The 21257-nt window shown below is 43.7% G+C and carries 18 protein-coding genes and 5 tRNA genes; all 23 read left to right on the plus strand.

The window, feature by feature from the left end:
• The 23 genes from CSUNSWCD_RS02190 to fusA all read left to right on the plus strand — a co-directional run bounded on the left by CSUNSWCD_RS02190 (position 1) and on the right by fusA (position 21211).
• The gene (locus CSUNSWCD_RS02190; protein WP_009493386.1) at positions 1-492 is read left to right on the plus strand and encodes a DUF2603 domain-containing protein; all 492 of its coding nucleotides are present in this window, start codon (positions 1-3) and stop codon (positions 490-492) included.
• Positions 489-1850 carry an oxygen-independent coproporphyrinogen III oxidase gene (gene hemN, locus CSUNSWCD_RS02195; RefSeq protein WP_009493388.1) on the plus strand — a complete coding sequence of 454 codons (1362 nt, stop codon included), beginning with the start codon at positions 489-491 and terminating at the stop codon, positions 1848-1850. The genes CSUNSWCD_RS02190 and hemN overlap by 4 nt, the downstream gene beginning before the upstream one ends.
• Positions 1851-1859: 9 nt before the next feature.
• On the plus strand, positions 1860-3113 hold the full coding sequence (locus CSUNSWCD_RS02200; protein ID WP_009493390.1) for a (Fe-S)-binding protein: 1254 nt from the start codon (positions 1860-1862) through the stop codon (positions 3111-3113).
• Positions 3114-3204: 91 nt separating this feature from the next.
• Entirely contained in the window at positions 3205-3645 is a 441-nt protein-coding gene (locus CSUNSWCD_RS02205; RefSeq protein WP_009493392.1) for a hypothetical protein, read from the plus strand.
• A gap of 120 nt (positions 3646-3765) precedes the next feature.
• Positions 3766-3841 (plus strand) — tRNA-Thr (locus CSUNSWCD_RS02210).
• Positions 3842-3897: 56 nt separating this feature from the next.
• Positions 3898-3982 (plus strand) — tRNA-Tyr (locus CSUNSWCD_RS02215).
• An 8-nt stretch (positions 3983-3990) separates the two neighbouring features.
• Positions 3991-4067: transfer RNA gene (locus CSUNSWCD_RS02220), tRNA-Gly, on the plus strand.
• Between the two features lie 133 nt (positions 4068-4200).
• Positions 4201-4275 (plus strand) — tRNA-Thr (locus CSUNSWCD_RS02225).
• Positions 4276-4338: 63 nt separating this feature from the next.
• The gene (gene tuf / locus CSUNSWCD_RS02230) at positions 4339-5538 is read left to right on the plus strand and encodes an elongation factor Tu (RefSeq protein WP_009493394.1); all 1200 of its coding nucleotides are present in this window, start codon (positions 4339-4341) and stop codon (positions 5536-5538) included.
• Positions 5539-5591: 53 nt separating this feature from the next.
• Complete coding sequence (gene rpmG, locus CSUNSWCD_RS02235; protein ID WP_034964152.1) at positions 5592-5762, plus strand: 50S ribosomal protein L33; 171 nt, start codon at positions 5592-5594, stop codon at positions 5760-5762.
• 8 nt (positions 5763-5770) lie between these two features.
• A tRNA-Trp gene (locus CSUNSWCD_RS02240) sits at positions 5771-5846 on the plus strand.
• A 14-nt stretch (positions 5847-5860) separates the two neighbouring features.
• Positions 5861-6040 (plus strand): preprotein translocase subunit SecE, encoded by a 180-nt coding sequence (gene secE, locus CSUNSWCD_RS02245; protein WP_004318614.1) that lies wholly within the window; start codon positions 5861-5863, stop codon positions 6038-6040.
• A 6-nt stretch (positions 6041-6046) separates the two neighbouring features.
• Positions 6047-6580 (plus strand): transcription termination/antitermination protein NusG, encoded by a 534-nt coding sequence (gene nusG / locus CSUNSWCD_RS02250; RefSeq protein WP_206159215.1) that lies wholly within the window; start codon positions 6047-6049, stop codon positions 6578-6580.
• A gap of 10 nt (positions 6581-6590) precedes the next feature.
• Positions 6591-7016, plus strand: coding sequence for a 50S ribosomal protein L11 (gene rplK / locus CSUNSWCD_RS02255; protein WP_034964154.1), 426 nt, complete (start codon positions 6591-6593; stop codon positions 7014-7016).
• 120 nt (positions 7017-7136) lie between these two features.
• On the plus strand, positions 7137-7841 hold the full coding sequence (rplA, locus tag CSUNSWCD_RS02260) for a 50S ribosomal protein L1 (RefSeq protein ID WP_009493401.1): 705 nt from the start codon (positions 7137-7139) through the stop codon (positions 7839-7841).
• Between the two features lie 107 nt (positions 7842-7948).
• Positions 7949-8431, plus strand: coding sequence for a 50S ribosomal protein L10 (rplJ, locus tag CSUNSWCD_RS02265; RefSeq protein WP_002947610.1), 483 nt, complete (start codon positions 7949-7951; stop codon positions 8429-8431).
• Between the two features lie 16 nt (positions 8432-8447).
• Positions 8448-8825, plus strand: coding sequence for a 50S ribosomal protein L7/L12 (gene rplL, locus CSUNSWCD_RS02270; RefSeq protein ID WP_004322126.1), 378 nt, complete (start codon positions 8448-8450; stop codon positions 8823-8825).
• A gap of 109 nt (positions 8826-8934) precedes the next feature.
• Positions 8935-13071, plus strand: a complete 4137-nt coding sequence (rpoB, locus tag CSUNSWCD_RS02275; protein ID WP_009493408.1) for a DNA-directed RNA polymerase subunit beta — start codon at positions 8935-8937, stop codon at positions 13069-13071.
• Positions 13064-17572, plus strand: coding sequence for a DNA-directed RNA polymerase subunit beta' (gene rpoC / locus CSUNSWCD_RS02280; protein ID WP_009493410.1), 4509 nt, complete (start codon positions 13064-13066; stop codon positions 17570-17572). Before rpoB ends, rpoC begins: the two co-directional genes overlap by 8 nt.
• 105 nt (positions 17573-17677) lie before the next feature.
• Complete coding sequence (locus CSUNSWCD_RS02285) at positions 17678-18067, plus strand: DoxX family protein (protein WP_009493412.1); 390 nt, start codon at positions 17678-17680, stop codon at positions 18065-18067.
• Positions 18068-18166: 99 nt separating this feature from the next.
• Positions 18167-18574, plus strand: coding sequence for a 30S ribosomal protein S12 (gene rpsL, locus CSUNSWCD_RS02290; RefSeq protein WP_004322129.1), 408 nt, complete (start codon positions 18167-18169; stop codon positions 18572-18574).
• A gap of 75 nt (positions 18575-18649) precedes the next feature.
• On the plus strand, positions 18650-19120 hold the full coding sequence (gene rpsG, locus CSUNSWCD_RS02295) for a 30S ribosomal protein S7 (protein WP_002947591.1): 471 nt from the start codon (positions 18650-18652) through the stop codon (positions 19118-19120).
• A gap of 12 nt (positions 19121-19132) precedes the next feature.
• On the plus strand, positions 19133-21211 hold the full coding sequence (gene fusA, locus CSUNSWCD_RS02300) for an elongation factor G (RefSeq protein WP_009493416.1): 2079 nt from the start codon (positions 19133-19135) through the stop codon (positions 21209-21211).
• Positions 21212-21257 lie beyond the last annotated feature (46 nt).

A 21257-nucleotide genomic window follows, 5' to 3' on the forward strand; every position in this document is an offset into this window, starting at 1 on the left:
ATGAAAGAAAAAAATCTACAAAAAACATACGAAAAAATAGATGAAATCTCAGGTGAGCTCGGGATAAAAGAGGGTGAGAAAACGATATTTGAGATCGTGCCGACTAGCGATCCTAATCAAATGAGCCTTAGCCTAAAAAGCGGCTCGTGGGACGGGGTCGAGCCATGGTTTGGCATTGATGAAAATCAAAATTTACACACGATGGTTTCGTTAAAATCGCTCTCGCAACTCGTCGAAGCCTACCGCAACGTCCAAAAGGAAAATTTTGAGCTAAGGCTTGAAAAGACGATCTGGCAGAACGTGCCGATAGATTTCGCCGATGTCTGGGTCGTGGCGATGGACGAGATACGCAAGATCGCCGCAAAAAATAAAAACAAAAAATGCATCGACGTAAATTTGGAAAAACTGGTAAAGGGTATCAAAAAGCAGTATCCAAATTTGTTCGTCGATATGGAAAATATAATGAAAAACGCAAGGAATAAAACGCTATGATAGATTTTGACGCTTACGTGAAGTATTCGCGCCCGGGACCGCGCTACACGAGCTATCCGACCGCGCCCGAGTTTAGCGATAAATTTAGCTACGAAGACTACCTGCGGGAGCTAAAAAACCGCGATGCCTCGCGCCCGCTTTCGCTTTATTTGCACCTGCCGTTTTGCCGCAGCGCCTGTTATTTTTGCGGTTGCAACGTGATCTACACGAGCAAAGAGGACCGCAAAACGCGCTATATGCAGTATCTGCAAAAAGAGCTTGATCTGCTAGCGGCGAACCTCGATACGACCGCGCCCGTGCTGCAAATGCACTTTGGCGGCGGCACTCCGACATTCTACGGTGCGGATCAGCTAGACGAAATCATCAAAATGATCAAGGCTAAATTTAAAAACTTCTCTCCCGAGGCTGAAATCAGCTGTGAAATCGACCCGAGATTTTTGACCCGCGAGCAGCTTGACGTGCTCGTTTCTCACGGCTTTAACCGTATCAGCTACGGCGTGCAGGACTTTGATGAGCGCGTACAAAAAGAGATCCACCGCATACAGCCCTATGAAATCACCAAAAACGCCGTGGATATGGCGCGCGCCAAGGGCATAAACTCGATAAATATGGACCTGATCTACGGTCTGCCGTATCAGACGCTAGAGAGTTTTAAAGCGACGCTGGATAAGGCTCTGACGCTGTCTCCCGACCGCCTGGCGGTGTTTAACTACGCGCACGTGCCGTGGATAAAAAAATCTATGCGTAAATTTGACGAAGCGACGCTGCCTAGCCCTAAAACCAAGCTTGAAATTTTAAAATACACGGCCGAGTTTTTTATCAAAAACGGCTACAAAATGATCGGTATGGATCACTTTGCAAAGCCCGGCGACGAGCTTTTCGGCGCGCTTGCTAACGGCACTCTACATCGCAACTTCCAAGGCTACACGACCAAGGGCGGAGCCGATCTCATCGGTATCGGACTAACTAGCATCGGCGAGGGGCAAAGATACTACGCGCAAAATTACAAAGACATGGACGAATACGAAAAAGCCCTAGATAGCGGCGTTTTGCCGTATTGCAAGGGCATTTATCTAACTGGCGACGATCTAATCAGAAAGGCTGTGATCATGAGCCTGATGAGCAACTTTGCGCTTGATATCAAGGCGGTCGAGGCTAAATTTGACATCAAATTTTTCGAGTATTTTAAAGATGACTTGGTGGAGCTTGAAAATTTGAGCGAATTTGTAACTGTAACGCCTGAAAAAATCAGCGTAAACGAGACGGGCACGCTGATCATCCGAAATATTGCGATGTGCTTTGACGCGTATTTGAAAAAAATACCAGAAAATTTACGCCGATTTTCAAAAACTGTTTGATGGGTGGACATGTTTAAATTTAGCGAAATTTCAGATAAATGCGTAAAATGCGGCAAATGTATCCAAGTCTGCACGATCCACAAGATAAACTCCGACGAAACGACCTCTCCGCGCGGCTTTTTGGATCTCGTGGGGGCTTACGAGCGCGGCGAGCTAAAGTTTGATAAAAGTGCGAAAAATATCTTTGAGAGCTGCTTTTTGTGTACGAGCTGCGTCGAGGTATGTCCAAACTCCTTGCGCGTGGATACGGCGATAGAAAATGTCCGCCACGATATCGCGGATAAATTTGGCATCGCGTGGTACAAAAAGGCGTTTTTTTGGTTGCTTCGCCACCGCGCGGTGATGGACTTTTGCGCAAGGCTGGGATATGTGTTTCAAAGCTGTGCGTTTAAGATCCGCGAAGGCGCGATGAGCCCGAGATTTAGCCTGCCGATGGTGAAAAAAGAGCGGCTTTTGCCAACCGCTAGCAAAAAGAGCTTTTTAAACTCGCATGCCGAGTTTATAGACAACGGCGGCGATAAAACCATCGGCGTTTTTATCGGCTGTATGGGAAACTACGCGTATACAGGCATCGGCGAGGCTCTGGTTAAGATAGCTCGCGATCTTGGGTTAAATTTAAATTTGATGAAAAAGCAGGCCTGTTGCGGCGCGCCGGCGTATTTTACGGGGGATTTTGCGACGGTCGAGGTTTTGGCAAAGCGAAATATAGAGTATTTTGAAAAAATGCTAGGCGAGCTAGACGCTATCATCGTGCCGGAGGCGACCTGTTCGGCGATGATAAAGATCGACTACGAGCACTTCTTTCACGATGACGAGCAGTGGCGAGAGCGTGCAAAGGCGGTAAGCAAGAAGATATTTTTAGCGACGGAGTACTTTGAGAAATTTACGAATTTGGCTGAAATTTTGGCTAAAAAAGGCAAAAATTTGACCTCCGTGACCTATCACGACCCTTGTCACGCCAGAAAAATGCAAGGCGTCTTTAAAGAGCCTCGTAAACTGCTCGCTCAAAACTACGAAATGACCGAAATGGACGATCCAAACGAGTGCTGCGGATTTGGCGGCGTGACGATGCAGTCTGAAAAATATCATCTAAGCCGCGCGGCCGGACAAAGAAAATCCGAGATGATAAAAAACTCGGGCGCAAAAATCGTAAGCGCGGAGTGTAGCGCCTGTAAAATGCAGATTTCAAATGCACTACACATCAGCGGTTCTGACGTAAAATTTGAGAACCCGATAGAGTTAATCGCAAGGGTGCTTGGATAGAGTTTGACGGTAAGTTTATACTTTTTTGTTGTATAATGATAAGACGGTCGGTCGATACTGTAAAATTTGATAAATATCCTAAGGAAATTTCGTGAAAAAGGTGATATTCGTTATTTTGATGCTTTTTGGCGCCTTGCTTGCAAACGACGAATATCATATTTTTGTGAGCGCTTTTGGCGACGACGTAAGCGAAAAGGCAATAGAAAGCACGCGATTAGCCGTCGAAAAAAAAGTAGGCGACCTCGAGGGCGTCGAAAAGGTCGTTAGCGGTAAATTTGGTAGATACCGTGCCATCGCGATAAAAACACAGCCTCTAAGTGGAGAAAAAATTAAAATTTTAATTAATAAAATAAAATCCGCAGGATACAAAGAGGCATATGCTGGGATGGTAAAAAGCGAAAATAACGACGATAAAGGCGTCCTTGATTCTAAAACCACTGCAGAAGAAAAAGACGTAACTATGCCGAAAAAACGAGGATTAAGAAAGAAGCCGGACCTATTTTTTAAAGAGGCTCCGGAACCAATGGGCTAAAATTTAGCTTGCATGTGCGGCTAAATTCTAATTTTTTATCCTTATTTTCCAAAAAATTTTAGAAAAAGCTTGACTTTGAAAAGAAATTGGGCTATAATCCAACTTTCACAAATCAAGGATGCTGGTGTAGCTCAGTTGGTAGAGCTACTGCCTTGTAAGCAGTGGGTCGGCGGTTCAAGTCCGTTCACCAGCTCCATTTCATAACAGTGTTTGACCAGAAATACCATTGCAAAGCATTTATTTTTTAAATAGGGTGAGATACTCAAGTGGCCAACGAGGGCAGACTGTAAATCTGCTGACTATGTCTTCCGTGGTTCGAATCCACGTCTCACCACCATGCTACGCGCGGGAGTAGCTCAGTTGGCTAGAGCATCAGCCTTCCAAGCTGAGGGTCGCGGGTTCGAGCCCCGTTTCCCGCTCCAGATTTTGGAACTAAACTGGGAGCTGTAAGATGATAAAAATATTAAAATTTTATACATTTTCTACGGCACACCTTTTTAATTTCATTTAGTTGTTTATGCTTTTTCAAAAATTCTCTAACGCCAAGAGTTTGACGCTCATATGGCTCAGAGGTAGAGCACTTCCTTGGTAAGGAAGAGGTCGCGGGTTCAAGTCCCGCTATGAGCTCCACGGATTTTAGAGAAGAAAAATTAAGCATAAATTTGAAACGCAAATATCATTACGGAGGAAGAGATGGCAAAAGAAAAATTTTCACGTAACAAGCCACACGTAAACATTGGTACTATTGGTCACGTTGACCATGGTAAAACAACTTTGACAGCTGCAATTTCTGCTGTTCTTTCAAGAAAAGGTCTTGCTGAGCTAAAAGACTATGATAATATCGACAACGCCCCAGAAGAGAAAGAGCGCGGTATTACCATCGCTACTTCTCACATTGAGTATGAGACTGAAAATCGCCACTATGCACACGTTGACTGCCCAGGCCACGCCGACTATGTTAAAAACATGATTACCGGTGCGGCTCAAATGGATGGTGCTATCCTAGTTGTTTCTGCTGCTGACGGCCCAATGCCTCAAACCAGAGAGCACATCTTGCTATCTCGCCAAGTAGGCGTTCCATATATCGTTGTTTTCATGAACAAAGCTGATATGGTTGACGATGCTGAGCTTCTTGAACTAGTTGAGATGGAAATTCGCGAGCTTCTAAACGAGTATGATTTTCCTGGTGACGATACTCCAATCGTAGCTGGCTCGGCTCTGCAGGCTCTTAATGAGGCTAAAGCTGGAACAGAGGGTGAATGGTCTGCAAAAGTTCTTGAGCTTATGGCTAGGGTTGACGAGTATATCCCAACTCCAGTTCGTGCAACGGACAAAGACTTCTTGATGCCGATCGAGGACGTTTTCTCTATCTCTGGTCGCGGTACAGTTGTAACAGGTAGAATTGAGAAAGGTGTTGTTAAGGTTGGTGATACTATAGAAATCGTTGGTATTAAACCTACACAAACAACAACAGTTACTGGCGTTGAGATGTTTAGAAAAGAGATGGATCAGGGTGAAGCAGGCGACAACGTAGGTGTTCTTCTAAGAGGCACTAAAAAAGAAGACGTTGAGCGCGGTATGGTTCTTTGCAAACCTAAGTCAATTACTCCTCACACTAAATTTGAGGGAGAGGTTTATATCTTAACAAAAGAAGAGGGCGGACGTCATACTCCGTTCTTTAACAACTATAGACCACAGTTTTATGTAAGAACAACTGATGTTACTGGTTCTATCACCCTTCCAGAGGGAACAGAGATGGTTATGCCTGGTGACAACCTAAAAATAAGCGTTGAGCTTATTGCTCCAGTTGCTCTTGAAGAAGGTACTCGCTTTGCGATCCGCGAAGGCGGCAGAACTGTTGGTTCAGGCGTTGTTTCTAAGATTCTAGCATAAACTAATTTATAATTTTTGGCGGAGATTGTTCTCCGCTTTTTTGAAGGGAATTTATGGCAAAAGGTAATAGAATAAAAGTTGGTCTTAAATGTTCTGAATCAGGTGATATAAATTACACCACAGTGAAAAATAGCAAGACAACGACTGAAAAGTTAGAACTAAAAAAATATTGCCCAAGACTAAAAAAACATACTATTCATAAAGAAGTTAAGTTAAAGAGCTAAGGCTTTTTAGGGCAATAGCTCCAACGGTAGAGCACTGGATTCCAAATCCAATGGTTGGGGGTTCGAATCCCTCTTGCCCTGCCATCAAAAGGTTAAAAATGGAAAAAATGATAAATTATATAAAGCTTTCTCGCGCTGAAATCGGAAAGGTAATTTTTCCGCTCAAAGAGCAAATAAGAAATGCTTTTATAACAGTTTTTGCTGTAGTAGCCATTGTTTCACTTTTTTTAGCTCTTGTTGATGCAATTATGTCTTTTTCTCTTTCAAAGCTGATTTAAGGTTGAATCATGGCACATAAATGGTATGCGATTCAAACTTATGCCGGTAGCGAAATGAGCGTAAAGAGAGCTATTGAAAATTTAGTTAGAGATAATCACATTGAAGAACAACTAAAAGAGATTATAGTTCCTACTGAAGATGTAATAGAAATCAAAAACGGCAAGAAAAAAATAAATGAAAGAAGTCTTTATCCCGGATATGCTTTTGCACATCTTGATTTGGATACAGCTCTTTGGCACAAGATTCAGTCTCTTCCTAAAGTCGGTAGATTTATAGGTGAAGCAAAAAAACCTACGCCGTTAAGCGAAAAAGATATAAATTTAATTTTAGAAAAAGTCCAAAAACGAGCTGCTCCTAAACCAAAAATTTTCTTTGATAACGGAGAAATTGTTCGTATTACGGAAGGACCTTTCGCAAATTTTACTGGTATAGTAGAAGAGTACGATATGATACACGGAAAGCTAAGGCTAAATGTTTCAATATTTGGCAGAAGCACCCCAGTTGAAATTTTATATTCACAAGTCGAGAAAATAGTATAAGGAGAAGTTTATGGCTAAAAAAGTTATAGGCGAAATTAAATTACACATTGCTGCTGCAAAAGCAAATCCAAGTCCTCCGGTAGGTCCGGCTCTTGGTCAGCAAGGCGTTAATATTATGGAATTTTGTAAAGCATTTAATGAAAGAACAAAAGATATGGCTGGCTTCAGGGTTCCGGTCGTTATCACTGTTTATGCTGATAGAAGCTTTACATTTATTACAAAACAACCGCCTGCTACGGATTTGATTAAAAAAGCTGCAGGAATAGATAAAGGTTCGGATAATCCGTTAAAAAATAAAGTAGCCAAGCTCACAAAAGCTCAGGTGCTTGAAATAGTTGAGAAAAAAATTGCCGACTTAAATACTAAAGATAGAGAGCAAGCAGCTAAAATCATTGCTGGTTCGGCTCGCTCAATAGGAATTACGGTAGTAGATTAATCCTTTTACCACATAAGGATTTTATAAAGTTGAATTTATGCACACGCGTTAATATTTTTAGCGCGTGTATTTTAAATTTGACAATGTGGAAGCATAAAATTTAAAAATGCGGAGAGATTAATGTCAAAAAAAACTACAAAAAGATTTGGTAAGCTACTTGAAAAAGTTGATACCACTAAAACCTACTCTTTAGCAGAAGCTATTGATACTGTAAAATTACTAAAAAGCGCTAAATTTGACGAAACGGTCGAAATAGCACTAAAACTCAACGTCGATCCAAGACATGCCGATCAAATGGTTAGAGGCTCGGTAGTGCTTCCTGCAGGAACTGGCAAAACCGTTCGTGTAGCAGTTATAGCAAAAGACGCGAAAGCTGATGAAGCAAAAGCTGCCGGTGCTGATATAGTCGGTAGCGATGAGCTTGTTGAGGATATTCAAAAGGGAATTATGAATTTCGACGTTCTTATCGCTACTCCAAATTTAATGGGACTAGTTGGTAAAGTAGGGCGAATTTTGGGACCAAAAGGTCTTATGCCAAACCCAAAAACTGGCACAGTTACTATGGATGTAGCTCAAGCGGTTAATAACGCAAAAAGCGGTCAAGTTAATTTCCGCGTAGATAAGCAAGGAAATATACATGCAGGTCTAGGCAAAGTTAGCTTTTCAAAAGAGCAATTAAACGATAATATTTTAACTCTTATCAAAGCGGTAAATAGACAAAAACCTGCGGCAGCAAAAGGTAGATATATTAAGAGTGCTGCTTTATCATTAACTATGAGCCCTTCTGTTTTACTTGAGGCTCAAGAGCTTATGGATCTACGCTGATTTAGCTAATAATTTTTATCTTAGATTGGAGATAGCAGAGGCTTTTGCTTAATCGTGCTTTTATGCCGCTCTGCTTGAAATCACTAGTCGGAAAGGAGAAAAACTAGATGACGAGAAACGAAAAATCTGAAATAATCAGTAAACTTGAAGCTGAATTTAAAGAAAATGAAGCGATTATAGTTTGCGATTATCGCGGTCTTAGTACTAAAAAACTTGAAGCATTAAGAGATGCGGCTAGAGTTTTAAACGTAAAAGTTCAAATTGTAAAAAATACTCTTGCAAATATCGCTCTTAATAACGTTGAAAAGTCTGGTATGGTTTTGAAGGATACAAATATCTTTATCTGGGGCGATCAGCTTTCAGCCACTAAGGTTGCGGCTAAATTTGAAGAGACCAACAGCGAACTATTCAAAATCAAAACCGCTCATATCGACGGCGAAGTTGCAAGCGTCGAGAAGGTCAAGGCTCTATCTAAGATGCCTAGCCGTGACGAGTTACTTGCTATGCTTTTGCAAGTTTGGAATGCGCCTATCCAAAATTTCACTATTGGACTAAATGCGCTTAAAGAAAAAAAAGAAAAATCAGCATAATATAAAAGGATAAAAAATGGCAATTACTAAAGAGGACGTATTAGAATTTATCTCTAATCTTTCAGTATTAGAGCTAAGCGAACTAGTAAAAGAATTTGAAGAGAAATTTGGCGTAAGCGCTGCTCCGGTAATGGTAGCAGGCGGCGCAGTAGCAGGCGGCGCAGCCGATGCAGCTGAAGAGAAAACAGAATTTAACGTTGTACTAGTTGACGGCGGCGACAAGAAAATCAACGTTATTAAAGTTGTTCGCGCTCTTACAGGTCTTGGTCTTAAAGAGGCTAAAGACGCAGTCGAGCAAACTCCTTCTGTTATCAAAGAGGGCGTTAGTAAAGACGAGGCTGAAGCAGCCAAAAAAGAGCTTGAAGAAGCTGGCGCTAAAGTCGAACTTAAATAATTTCATTTATTTTTACAAAGGAGGCGACGCCTCCTTATTTAATTTTTACAAAGATGCCGCAGACGTGCGGTTATTTACTTTCTTTCAAACTTATACCATGAGGTAGAATATGCTAAATAGTTTATACTCAGGAAATCGTCTTAGGGTTGATTTTTCAAATGTTGCCAAAGAGATAGATGTTCCTAACCTGCTACAATTACAAAAAAAGAGTTTTGACCAATTTTTAAACGTAGATAAAAATCAAGGCGAAAGCGGTATAGAAAAAGTTTTTAAATCAATATTTCCTATACATGATCCGCAAAACCGCTTAAGCTTGGAATACGTAAGCTCTGAAATCGGAAAGCCAAAATATACGATCAGAGAGTGCATGGAGCGTGGGCTTACTTATTCTGTAAATTTAAAAATGAAAATAAGGCTGATTGTTCACGAAAGAGATGAAAAAACAGGCGAGAAGATCGGCATAAAAGATATAAAAGAACAAGAAATTTTCGTTCGTGAAATTCCTTTGATGACAGATAGAATTTCATTCATTATTAACGGCGTCGAGCGTGTCGTGGTTAATCAACTTCACAGAAGTCCGGGCGTTATCTTTAAAGAAGAAGAGAGTCCTACAGTCGTAAATAAGCTTATTTATACGGCTCAAATTATTCCTGACCGCGGTAGCTGGCTGTATTTTGAGTATGATACCAAAGATGTACTTTACGTTCGTATCAACAAACGCAGAAAAGTGCCTGTAACTATACTTTTTAGGGCGCTTGGATACAAAAAACAAGATATTATTAAATTATTTTATCCAATACAAACGTTAACTATAAAAGACAACAAATTTTTGATGCCGTTTAATCCAGATGATTACCAGGGCAGGGTTGAATACGACATAAAAGACGAAGAAGGCAATGTTTTGCATGAGGCAGGCAAAAGGCTTACAAAGAGAAAGGCTGATAAGATTATTGCCGATGGAGTGAAATTTGTCGAGTATCCGACTGAAATTTTGGTAAATAGGTTTTTAGCTCACCCGGTTATCGACAAAAACAGTGGCGAGGTGCTTTATGATACTCTTGCCCAGCTTGATGAAAATAAATTGGTTAAAATTTTGGCTGATCAAGAAAGTATCGAAATTGCAAACGACTTGGCTGCTGGCGTGGACGACGCTATCATAAATTCATTTATCGCCGATAACGAGACGCTCAAACTACTACGTCAAACCGAAAATGTTGATGACGAAAACGATCTTGCGGCGATAAGAATTTATAAAGTTATGCGTCCTGGCGAGCCGGTCGTTAAAGATGCTGCTCGCGCTTTCGTAAATGATCTATTCTTTAATCCTGAAAGATATGATTTGACTGGTGTTGGCCGTATGAAAATGAACCACAAGCTAGCACTTGAAGTACCTGAATACGTAACGGTTTTGACCAACGAAGACATTATAAAAACGGCAAAATATTTGATAAAGGTCAAAAACGGACAAGGACATATAGACGATCGCGATCACCTCGGCAACCGTCGTATCCGCTCTATCGGCGAGCTTTTGGCGAACGAACTTCACCTGGGATTTGTAAAAATGCAAAAAGCCATCAGGGATAAATTTACGACGCTGGGTAATACCGAAGAGATTATGCCTTACGATTTGGTTAATCCAAAAATGATAACCACGACGATAATGGAATTTTTCACCGGCGGTCAGTTGAGCCAGTTTATGGATCAAACCAACCCGCTTAGCGAAGTTACGCATAAGCGCAGACTTTCAGCGCTGGGCGAAGGTGGTCTTGTTAAAGATAGGGCCGGCTTTGAAGTGCGCGACGTTCACCCGACTCACTACGGTAGAATTTGTCCAGTAGAGACTCCGGAAGGTCAAAACATCGGCCTTATCAACACGCTTTCTACTTATGCGAAGGTAAATAACCTCGGCTTCGTAGAGGCTCCTTATAAAAAAGTCGTAGATGGCAAGGTAACCGACGAGATCGTTTATTTAACGGCGACTCAAGAGGAAAATTTAGTTATCGCTCCGGCCTCTACCGCGCTTGACGAAAGCGGATATATAGTAGAGGATTTGATCGAAGCCAGACAAGACGGTGAGATGATACTAGCCAAACGTGAGGACGTTAAGCTAATCGACCTTTGCTCCGGCATGATAGCCGGTGTTGCTGCATCGCTTATTCCGTTTTTGGAGCATGACGACGCAAACCGTGCCCTCATGGGATCAAACATGCAGCGCCAAGCAGTACCGCTACTTCGCTCGTCCGCTCCTATCGTTGGAACCGGCATGGAGAGTACTGTAGCGCGCGACGCATGGGAGGCGATAAAGGCTAGACGCGCTGGAGTAGTCGAAAAGGTGGACAATAAAAACATCTTTATCCTTGGCGAAGACGAGGCAGGTCCATATATCGATCACTACTCTATGGAGAAAAACTTAAGAACCAACCAAAATACGACCTTCTCTCAGCATCCTATCGTTAAAAAAGGCGAAAGCGTAGCGGCCGGGCAGATCATCGCCGACGGTCCGTCTATGGAGCGCGGCGAGCTGGCTATCGGTAAAAACGCCCTTATAGCTTTCATGCCGTGGAATGGTTACAACTACGAGGACGCGATCGTAATTAGCGAAAAAATGATCCGGGAGGATGCATTTACGAGCGTGCATATTTACGAAAAAGAAATCGAAGCGCGCGAGCTAAAAGACGGCGTTGAGGAGATCACAAAGGATATTCCGAATATCAAAGAGGAAGACCTACTTCATCTTGATGATAGCGGTATAATAAAAATCGGCACGCAAGTAAAACCCGGCATGATCCTAGTTGGTAAGGTTTCTCCAAAAGGCGAGGTTAAGCCAACGCCTGAGGAGCGCTTACTTCGCGCGATTTTTGGAGAAAAAGCCGGCCACGTGGTAAATAAATCCCTTTACGCTGCAGCTTCTATGGAAGGTGTCGTCGTAGATGTTAAAATTTTTACCAAAAAAGGCCACGAAAAAGATAATCGTTCAAATAAAGTTTATGAAGAAGAAAAAGCGGCTTTTGAAAAAGAACACCACGATAGACTCTTGATGCTAGACCGCGAAGAGATGCTAAAAGTGGGCGCTCTGCTTTGCAAAACGCCTTTGAGTTCTGCTCAAACTATCGGCAAAAAAACCTATAAAAAAGGCGAGAAAATCGATAAAGAAGAGTTTGAAAACATCAACCGCTTTACTCTAAGCGCGATCGTTAAAGGCTTTTCAAAAGATGTTCAAAAATCATACGACGACATAAAAAATCATTTCCAAAACGAGAAGAAAAAGCTCAAAGAAGAGCATGACGCGAAGATGGAAATTTTAGAAAAAGACGACATCTTGCCAAGCGGCGTAGTTAAGCTCGTTAAAGTCTACATCGCAACCAAGCGCAAGCTCAAGGTGGGCGATAAGATGGCGGGTCGCCACGGAAACAAGGGTATTGTTTCAAACATCGTTCCTGAGGTTGATATGCCGTATCTGCCGAGCGGTCAGCCGGTCGATATCGTGTTAAACCCGCTGGGCGTTCCTAGCCGTATGAATATCGGCCAAATTTTAGAAAGCCACTTGGGACTTGTCGGCTACCGCTTAGGCGAGCAGATAAATCAAATTTTCCAAGAGAAAAAAGGCGAGTGGGTAAAAGAGCTACGAGCCAAAATGATCGAGATAGCCTCGGCCTCTAAATTTATGGATGCTAAAAAGACTCTAGGCAAAATGAGCGACGAGTTGCTTTTAGATTACGCTAGAGACTGGGCTAACGGCGTCAAATTTGCCACGCCTATATTTGAGGGCGTTAGAGTTGATGAGCTGATGAAACTATTTGAACTAGCTAAGATCGATATGGATGGCAAGACCGAGCTTTACGACGGACGCACGGGCTCAAAGATCAAAGAACGCGTAAACGTCGGATGTATGTATATGCTAAAGCTTCACCACCTAGTCGACGAAAAAGTCCACGCTAGAAGCACGGGGCCATACAGCCTTGTTACTCAGCAGCCAGTCGGCGGTAAGGCGCTATTTGGCGGACAAAGATTCGGAGAGATGGAGGTTTGGGCGCTTGAGGCATACGGCGCAGCTCATACGCTTCGCGAGATGCTAACGGTCAAATCAGACGACGTCGAAGGACGCTTGTCTGCGTATAAAGCCCTAACTAGAGGCGAAAACGTGCCTGAAACAGGTATTCCTGAGACATTTTTCGTTCTAACAAACGAGCTAAAATCATTGGCGCTTGATGTCGAGATATACGATGAGGATGAAAATAATGAGTGAGTTAAAACCTATTGAGATAAAAGAAGAACGCAGACCGCGCGATTTTGAGGCGTTTCAGCTTCGTTTGGCTAGCCCTGAGAGGATAAAGTCGTGGAGCCACGGCGAGGTCAAAAAACCCGAAACCATAAACTACCGCACGCTAAAACCTGAGCGCGACGGTCTATTTTGTGCTAAAATTTTCGGTCCGATCCGCGACTACGAGTGCCTTTGCGGTAAGTATAAAAAAATGCGCTACAAAGGCATCAAGTGCGAAAAGTGCGGCGTTGAGGTAACTAGCTCAAAGGTACGCCGCTCCAGAATGGGCCATATCGAGCTCGTGACTCCTGTTGCGCACATTTGGTACGTAAACTCGCTCCCAAGCCGCATAGGAACGCTGCTTGGTATAAAGATGAAAGACCTTGAGCGCGTGCTTTACTACGAGGCGTATATCGTCGAGAGCGTAGGCGACGCGTTTTACGATACCGAAAATAGCAAAAAAGTCGAAATTTTCGACGTTCTAAACGAAGAGCAATATGTTTCTTTGGCTTCTCGCTTTGAAGAGAGCGGATTTAGGGCTAGAATGGGCGGCGAAGTGATCCGCGATTTGCTAGCAAATATCGATTTGGTAGAACTTTTAAACACCCTAAAAGACGAGATCAGCGCGACAAATTCGGAAGCTAAGAAAAAAACTATTGTAAAAAGATTAAAAGTCGTTGAGAGCTTTTTAAATTCTGGCAACCGTCCTGAGTGGATGATGATTACGAATTTACCGGTCCTTCCGCCGGACCTTCGTCCGCTCGTTAGCCTTGACGGCGGTAAATTTGCAGTTTCTGACGTAAATGATTTGTATCGCCGCGTTATTAACAGAAACGCACGCTTAAAACGCCTTATGGAGCTTGACGCGCCCGAAATCATCATTAGAAACGAAAAGCGTATGCTTCAGGAGTCCGTCGATGCGCTATTTGACAACGGTCGCCGCGCAAATGCGGTAAAAGGCGCAAATAAACGCCCGCTAAAATCGCTTTCTGAAATAATTAAAGGCAAGCAAGGCCGCTTCCGTCAAAATTTGCTCGGTAAGCGTGTTGACTTTTCAGGTCGTTCGGTTATCGTCGTTGGCCCAAAACTACGCATGGATCAGTGCGGACTACCAAAAAGAATGGCTCTTGAGCTGTTTAAGCCGCATTTGCTAGCTCGCCTCGAGGAGAAAGGCTATGCTACGACCGTAAAACAAGCCAAAAAAATGATTGAGGATAAGACTAATGAGGTTTGGGAGTGCCTAGAGGAGGTCGTTGAAGATCATCCAGTTATGCTAAACCGCGCTCCGACGCTCCACAAGCTATCCATCCAGGCGTTTCACCCTGTGCTTGTCGAGGGCAAGGCTATCCAGCTACACCCGTTAGTTTGTGCAGCATTTAACGCGGACTTCGACGGCGACCAGATGGCCGTTCACGTGCCGCTGTCTCAGGAGGCTATCGCCGAGTGCAAAATTTTGATGCTTAGCTCAATGAATATTTTGCTTCCTGCAAGCGGTAAAGCTATCACCGTTCCTAGCCAGGATATGGTTTTGGGAATTTACTATCTAAGCTTAGAGAAGACCGATAGCAAGGGTGCGAATAAAATTTTTGCATCTGTAGATGAAGTAATGATCGCCGAGGAAGCACACTGCCTAGAGGTGCACTCGAAAATCAAAACAATGATTGATGGTAAGACTCTATTTACGACTGCGGGTCGTTTGATCATCCGCTCGATTCTGCCTGATTTTGTTCCTGAGAATATGTGGAACAGAGTTATGAAGAAAAAAGATATCGCGAATTTGGTCGATTACGTTTATAAAAACGGCGGCCTTGAGGTAACGGCAGGATTTTTGGATAAGCTTAAAAATTTGGGCTTCCGCTATGCGACCAAGGCCGGCATCTCGATCTCAATCGCTGACATCATCGTGCCTGATAGCAAGCAAAAATACATCAACGAAGCTAAGAAAAAAGTCCGCGAGATACAAAATCAATACGGCGCGGGCTTGCTAACGGACTCCGAGAGATATAATAAAATCATCGACATCTGGACAGATACAAATAACGTCGTCGCTGGCGAGATGATGAAGCTTATCCAGGGGGACAAGGGCGGATTTAACTCGATTTATATGATGGCCGATAGCGGCGCGAGAGGTTCTGCAGCGCAAATTCGCCAGCTAGCCGGTATGCGCGGTCTTATGGCGAAACCTGACGGCTCGATCATCGAGACGCCGATCATATCAAATTTCCGCGAAGGCCTAAACGTTCTTGAGTATTTTAACTCAACCCACGGCGCTAGAAAAGGTCTAGCAGATACCGCGCTAAAAACGGCGAATGCTGGATATCTAACTAGAAAACTGATCGACGTCGCGCAAAACGTGAAAGTTACTATGCATGATTGCGGTACGCACGAGGGTGTCGAGATTACCGAGATTACCGATAACGGCGAGCTTATTGAGAGCTTAGAGGAGAGAATTTTAGGTCGCGTACTGGCCGACGACATTATCGATCCTATAGCAAATGATGTTTTATTTCATGAGGGTACTCTTATAGATGAAGAAAAAGCTAAAGCGATAACCGAAGCGGGCATAAAATCTGTAAGTATCAGAACGCCGATAACTTGCAAGGCCGCAAAAGGCGTTTGCGCGAAATGCTACGGCGTGAATTTGGGCGAAGGAAAGCTGGTAAAACCTGGCGAGGCCGTAGGTATCATCTCGGCTCAATCTATCGGCGAACCTGGTACTCAGCTAACGCTAAGAACCTTCCACATCGGTGGTACGGCATCGACTGAGCAGCAAGACTACCAAGTCGTCGCACAAAAAGAGGGCTTTATAAGATACTATAATCTAAACGTTTACGAAAACGGCGGTAAGAGAATCGTGGCAAACCGCAGAAACTCAGCCGTATTGCTCGTCGAGCCTAAGATCAAAGCTCCGTTTGACGGAAAGATCGAGATCGAGATTGCTCACGAGGACGTAAATATCATCATCAAAGGCGAAAAAGAAGAGGTTAAATATGCTCTAAGAAGAGGCGATTTAGCTAAACCTAACGAGCTAGCAGGCGTTAGCGGCAAGGTCGAGGGTAAAATTTACATCCCTTACGCGGACGGCGACATAGTTAAAGAGAATGAAAGTATTGCAGAGCTCATCAAAGAGGGCTGGAACGTACCGAAACGTATTCCGTTTGCGAGCGAAATAAAAGTGGAAGACGGTGAACCGATTGCCAAGAGAATCCTTGCCGGCGCAAACGGCGTACTTAAATTTTACATCTTAAAAGGCGATTATCCAGAGCGCACAAGAAGCATCAAAAAAGGTCACGTAGTAACGGAAAAGGGATTATTCGTCGTGGTTGCCGACGAGGACGATAGAGAGGCGGTTCGCTACTACATCCCGCGAAGCTCTATTATTCAGGCAAACGATAGTGAGATGGTTGATAGTAAGACGATTATCTCAGAGCCTGAAAAACAAGAAAAAACTATTATTGCCGAGTGGGATCCGTATTCAACTCCAATAATTGCCGAAGAGGGCGGTAGAGTGACGTACGAGGATATCGAGCCTGGATATAGCGCTGATGAGCAGTATGATGAAGCAACTGGTCAAAGTCGCCTTGTGATTAACGAGTATTTGCCATCCGGTATCAAGCCTACAATCGTTATTAGTACTGATGAAGGCAGGATGATTCGCTATCAACTAGAGCCGAAAACCGCAATATTTGTAGGCAACGATCAAGTGGTGCAACAAGCCGACATCCTAGCTAAGACGCCTAAAGCCGTCGCTAAGTCTAAAGACATCACGGGCGGTTTGCCGCGAGTATCTGAGCTATTTGAGGCTAGACGTCCTAAAAATACGGCTATCATTGCCGAGATTGACGGTACGGTAAGGTTTGAAAAGCCGCTTCGATCCAAAGAGCGCATCGTAATCGAAGCCGATGACGGCGCAACATCTGAGTATTTGATAGATAAAAATCGTCAAATTCAAGTGCGCGACGGAGAATTTATCCACGCTGGCGAGAAGCTAACCGACGGACTAATCTCAAGCCACGACGTTTTGAGAATTTTGGGCGAGAAGGCGCTGCACTATTATTTGATTAGTGAAATTCAGCAAGTTTACCGCTCTCAAGGCGTTGCGATTGCTGATAAGCACATTGAGATCATCGTTTCTCAGATGCTTCGTCAGGTTAAGATAGTAGATAGCGGCGATACGAATTTCATTACTGGCGATATGATCTCTCGAACGAGATTTAAGGAAGAAAACGAGCGTATAATGCGAATGGGCGGCAATCCTGCGATCGCCGAGCCTATTTTGCTAGGCGTTACGCGTGCGGCTATCGGAAGCGATAGCGTGATCTCGGCGGCATCGTTCCAAGAGACGACTAAGGTTCTAACCGAGGCTTCGATTGCAGCCAAGATCGACCACCTCGAGGATCTAAAAGAAAACGTCATCCTAGGACGTATGATCCCTGTTGGAACGGGTCTTTATCAGGATCAAAAGATCAAGCTAAAACAAAACTAAAATTTAGCTCCTAAGCCTCGTTAAATTCGGCGAGGCTTAAATTTGCCTCGCTTTAAAACTAATCAGATAAAATCCATCCTCTGAATTTTAAAATTTGGAGTAAAAATGAAAAATTTCGATTTGGGAATTTTGTTTGTGAGGCTAGGGCTTGGCATCTGCCTTTTTATGCGCGGCTTTGCTAAAATTTTACACGGCGTAGGCGGCGTAAAAGGCATTTTGGCAAAAGCCGGCTTGCCTGAGATTATGGCATACAGCTCCTATATAGGCGAGGTTGTTGCTCTGATAATGATAATTCTAGGGATATTTTCAAGGATCGGCGCGCTACTCATAACCGGCACGAGCCTAACGATAATGTGCGCCTATCACGGGCTTGGAAATTTGCTAGAGCTTACAAACGCCGGCGGCTTTAAGGCTGAAATTTTATATCTTTACATCGCCTTGTTGCTCTGCATCATCTTTAACGGAAGCGGAAAATACGCGATTAGAAAAGATTAGTGTGATAAAACTCGGCTTTAAAGATGAAATTTACCTTATATTAAGGCAAATTTAAATAAAATCAAGTCTTTTTAATAAATTTAGTCGAAAGGAATTACTGTGCCAACCATTAATCAATTGGTCAGAAAAGAGCGCAAGAAAGTGACTTTTAAGTCAAAATCTCCAGCGCTAAAAGAGTGTCCTCAAAGAAGAGGAGTTTGCACTAGGGTCTATACTACGACTCCTAAAAAACCAAACTCGGCTTTGAGAAAAGTTGCCAAAGTTAGGCTTACAAGCGGATTTGAAGTGATCAGCTATATCGGCGGTGAAGGCCACAACCTACAAGAACACAGCATCGTGCTAGTACGCGGCGGCCGTGTTAAGGACTTACCGGGCGTTAAATACCACATCGTACGTGGCGCTCTTGATACAGCCGGCGTTGCGAAAAGAACTGTTTCTCGCTCAAAATACGGCGCTAAACGTCCAAAACCTGGTCAAGCAGCCGCAGCAGCAGGTAAAAAGAAATAAAAATTTAGGTTCGCAGACCATGCCATTAGCGGCATAGGTTTGAGTAAAATTTATAGAATTTGAAGGAATAATCAAATGAGAAGAAGAAAAGCTCCCGTCAGGGAAGTAATGCCGGATCCAATTTACGGCAATAAGGTAATCACTAAATTTATTAACTCTCTTATGTATGACGGCAAAAAAAGCGTCGCTACCGAGATCATGTACGGCGCTATCAAAGCTATCGAGAAAAAAAGCGGCGACGTAAAAGGTATAGACGTATTTAACGATGCTATCGAAAACATTAAGCCTCTTATGGAGGTTAAGTCTCGTCGCGTCGGCGGTGCTACCTACCAAGTGCCGGTAGAAGTTCGCCCGGCTCGCCAGCAAGCTCTTGCTATCCGCTGGATCATCGGTTTTGCTAGAAAAAGAAGCGAAAGAACCATGATCGATAAGCTAGCTAACGAGCTACTTGATGCGGCAAATTCAAAAGGCGCGTCTTTTAAGAAGAAGGAAGACACCTACAAAATGGCAGAGGCTAACAAAGCGTTTGCTCACTACCGCTGGTAAGAGGAGGCTAGTATGGCAGATAGAAAAACCCCTTTACATATGGTTAGAAACATCGGTATCGCTGCTCACATCGATGCTGGTAAAACTACAACCAGCGAAAGAATTTTGTTCTTTACTGGTATGAGCCACAAGATCGGCGAGGTTCACGATGGCGCCGCTACGATGGACTGGATGGAGCAAGAAAAAGAGCGCGGAATCACGATTACGTCTGCGGCGACAACTTGTTTTTGGAAAGATCACCAGATAAATTTGATCGACACTCCGGGCCACGTTGACTTTACTATCGAAGTTGAGCGTTCTATGCGCGTTCTTGACGGCGCTGTTTCGGTATTTTGCTCAGTTGGCGGCGTACAGCCTCAGTCTGAGACCGTTTGGAGACAAGCAAATAAATATCACGTCCCAAGAATCGTTTTTGTAAATAAAATGGACAGAATCGGCGCAAATTTCTTTAACGTCGAGTCTCAAATCAGAAACCGCCTAAAAGCAAATCCTGTGCCTATTCAAATTCCTATCGGCGCAGAGGATAACTTTGGAGGCGTGGTTGATCTCGTTAAGATGAAAGCTTACGTTTGGGAGGATGACAAAAAACCGACCGATTATAAAGAGATAGAAATCCCTGCAGAGGTAAAAGATAAAGCCGAAGAGTACCGCGCGAAGCTAATCGAAGCGGTTTCTGAAACCGACGATAGCTTGATGGAGAAATTTTTCTCAGGCGAGGAGCTAAGCGAAGAGGAGATTAAAAAAGGCATTAAAGCAGGCTGCTTAAGAATGACTATAACTCCGATGCTTTGTGGAACAGCATTTAAAAACAAAGGTATCCAACCGTTGCTTGACGCGGTCGTAGCGTATTTGCCTGCACCGGATGAGATCGAGGCGATCAAAGGCGTTTATGAAGATGGTAGCGAAGTAACGGTAGAAAGCACTGATAACGGCGAATTTGCGGCTCTTGCGTTTAAGATTATGACCGACCCATTCGTCGGACAGCTTACCTTTATCCGCGTTTACCGCGGTAGCCTTGAGAGCGGTAGCTATGCTTATAATACCGTTCAAGACAATAAAGAAAGAATCGGCCGTCTACTAAAAATGCACTCAAATAAACGCGAGGAAATTTCTGTTATTCACGCCGGCGAGATCGGTGCGGTTGTAGGTCTAAAAAATACCCTAACTGGCGATACGCTAGCTAGCGAAAAAGACAAGGTTATCCTTGAGAAAATGGACTTCCCTGAGCCGGTTATTAGCGTTGCCGTAGAGCCAAAAACTAAAGCCGACCAAGAAAAAATGGCTATCGCGCTTCAAAAACTAGCTCAAGAAGACCCAAGCTTTAGAGTAGGCACCGATGAAGAGAGTGGTCAAACTATTATCAGCGGCATGGGCGAGCTTCACCTTGAGATCATCGTGGACAGAATGCTACGCGAATTTAAAGTCGATGCCGAAGTAGGTCAACCGCAAGTTGCATACCGCGAGACTATCCGCAAAACCGTCGAGCAAGAGTATAAATATGCTAAGCAATCAGGCGGTCGCGGTCAATACGGACACGTATTCTTGCGCCTTGAGCCACTACCTGCAGCTAGCGGATTTGAGTTCGTTAACGACATCAAAGGCGGCGTGGTTCCAAAAGAGTACATCCCTGCGGTTGAAAAAGGCTGCAAAGAGGCGCTTCAAAACGGCGTACTTGCCGGCTATCCTGTTGAGGACGTTAAAGTTACCCTATTTGACGGTAGCTACCACGAAGTTGACTCATCTGAAATGGCATTTAAGCTCGCTGCTTCTATGGGCTTTAAAGAGGGCGCTAGAAAAGCGGGCGCAGTTATCCTTGAACCTATGATGAAGGTCGAGGTTGAGACACCTGAGGACTATATGGGCGACGTTATCGGCGACTTAAACAAACGCCGCGGTCAGGTAAACTCTATGGATGAGCGCAACGGAAGCAAGATCATCACGGCTTTCTGCCCGCTAGCCCAGATGTTTGGTTACTCTACTGATCTTCGCTCTATGACGCAAGGTCGCGCGACATATTCTATGGAATTTGACCACTATGAGGAAGTTCCAAAAAACGTCAGCGAAGAGATTATCAAGAAAAGAAACGGTTAAACCAAAAATTTGGCGGGGATGCAAATCCTCGCCTTCAATTTAATCT

Origin of the sequence: Campylobacter showae CSUNSWCD, assembly GCF_000313615.1 — a bacterium.
In the GTDB taxonomy this organism is placed as follows: domain Bacteria; phylum Campylobacterota; class Campylobacteria; order Campylobacterales; family Campylobacteraceae; genus Campylobacter_A; species Campylobacter_A showae_A.

Bases quoted from the DNA above. Each gene is read 5' to 3' on its own strand.
- CSUNSWCD_RS02190 (WP_009493386.1), top strand. From the start codon at position 1: ATGAAAGAAAAAAATCTACAAAAAACATACGAAAAAATAGATGAAATC.
- hemN (WP_009493388.1), top strand. From the start codon at position 489: ATGATAGATTTTGACGCTTACGTGAAGTATTCGCGCCCGGGACCGCGC.
- CSUNSWCD_RS02200 (WP_009493390.1), top strand. From the start codon at position 1,860: ATGTTTAAATTTAGCGAAATTTCAGATAAATGCGTAAAATGCGGCAAA.
- tuf (WP_009493394.1), top strand. From the start codon at position 4,339: ATGGCAAAAGAAAAATTTTCACGTAACAAGCCACACGTAAACATTGGT.
- rpmG (WP_034964152.1), top strand. From the start codon at position 5,592: ATGGCAAAAGGTAATAGAATAAAAGTTGGTCTTAAATGTTCTGAATCA.
- secE (WP_004318614.1), top strand. From the start codon at position 5,861: ATGGAAAAAATGATAAATTATATAAAGCTTTCTCGCGCTGAAATCGGA.
- rplK (WP_034964154.1), top strand. From the start codon at position 6,591: ATGGCTAAAAAAGTTATAGGCGAAATTAAATTACACATTGCTGCTGCA.
- rplA (WP_009493401.1), top strand. From the start codon at position 7,137: ATGTCAAAAAAAACTACAAAAAGATTTGGTAAGCTACTTGAAAAAGTT.
- rplJ (WP_002947610.1), top strand. From the start codon at position 7,949: ATGACGAGAAACGAAAAATCTGAAATAATCAGTAAACTTGAAGCTGAA.
- rplL (WP_004322126.1), top strand. From the start codon at position 8,448: ATGGCAATTACTAAAGAGGACGTATTAGAATTTATCTCTAATCTTTCA.
- rpoB (WP_009493408.1), top strand. From the start codon at position 8,935: ATGCTAAATAGTTTATACTCAGGAAATCGTCTTAGGGTTGATTTTTCA.
- rpoC (WP_009493410.1), top strand. From the start codon at position 13,064: ATGAGTGAGTTAAAACCTATTGAGATAAAAGAAGAACGCAGACCGCGC.
- CSUNSWCD_RS02285 (WP_009493412.1), top strand. From the start codon at position 17,678: ATGAAAAATTTCGATTTGGGAATTTTGTTTGTGAGGCTAGGGCTTGGC.
- rpsG (WP_002947591.1), top strand. From the start codon at position 18,650: ATGAGAAGAAGAAAAGCTCCCGTCAGGGAAGTAATGCCGGATCCAATT.
- fusA (WP_009493416.1), top strand. From the start codon at position 19,133: ATGGCAGATAGAAAAACCCCTTTACATATGGTTAGAAACATCGGTATC.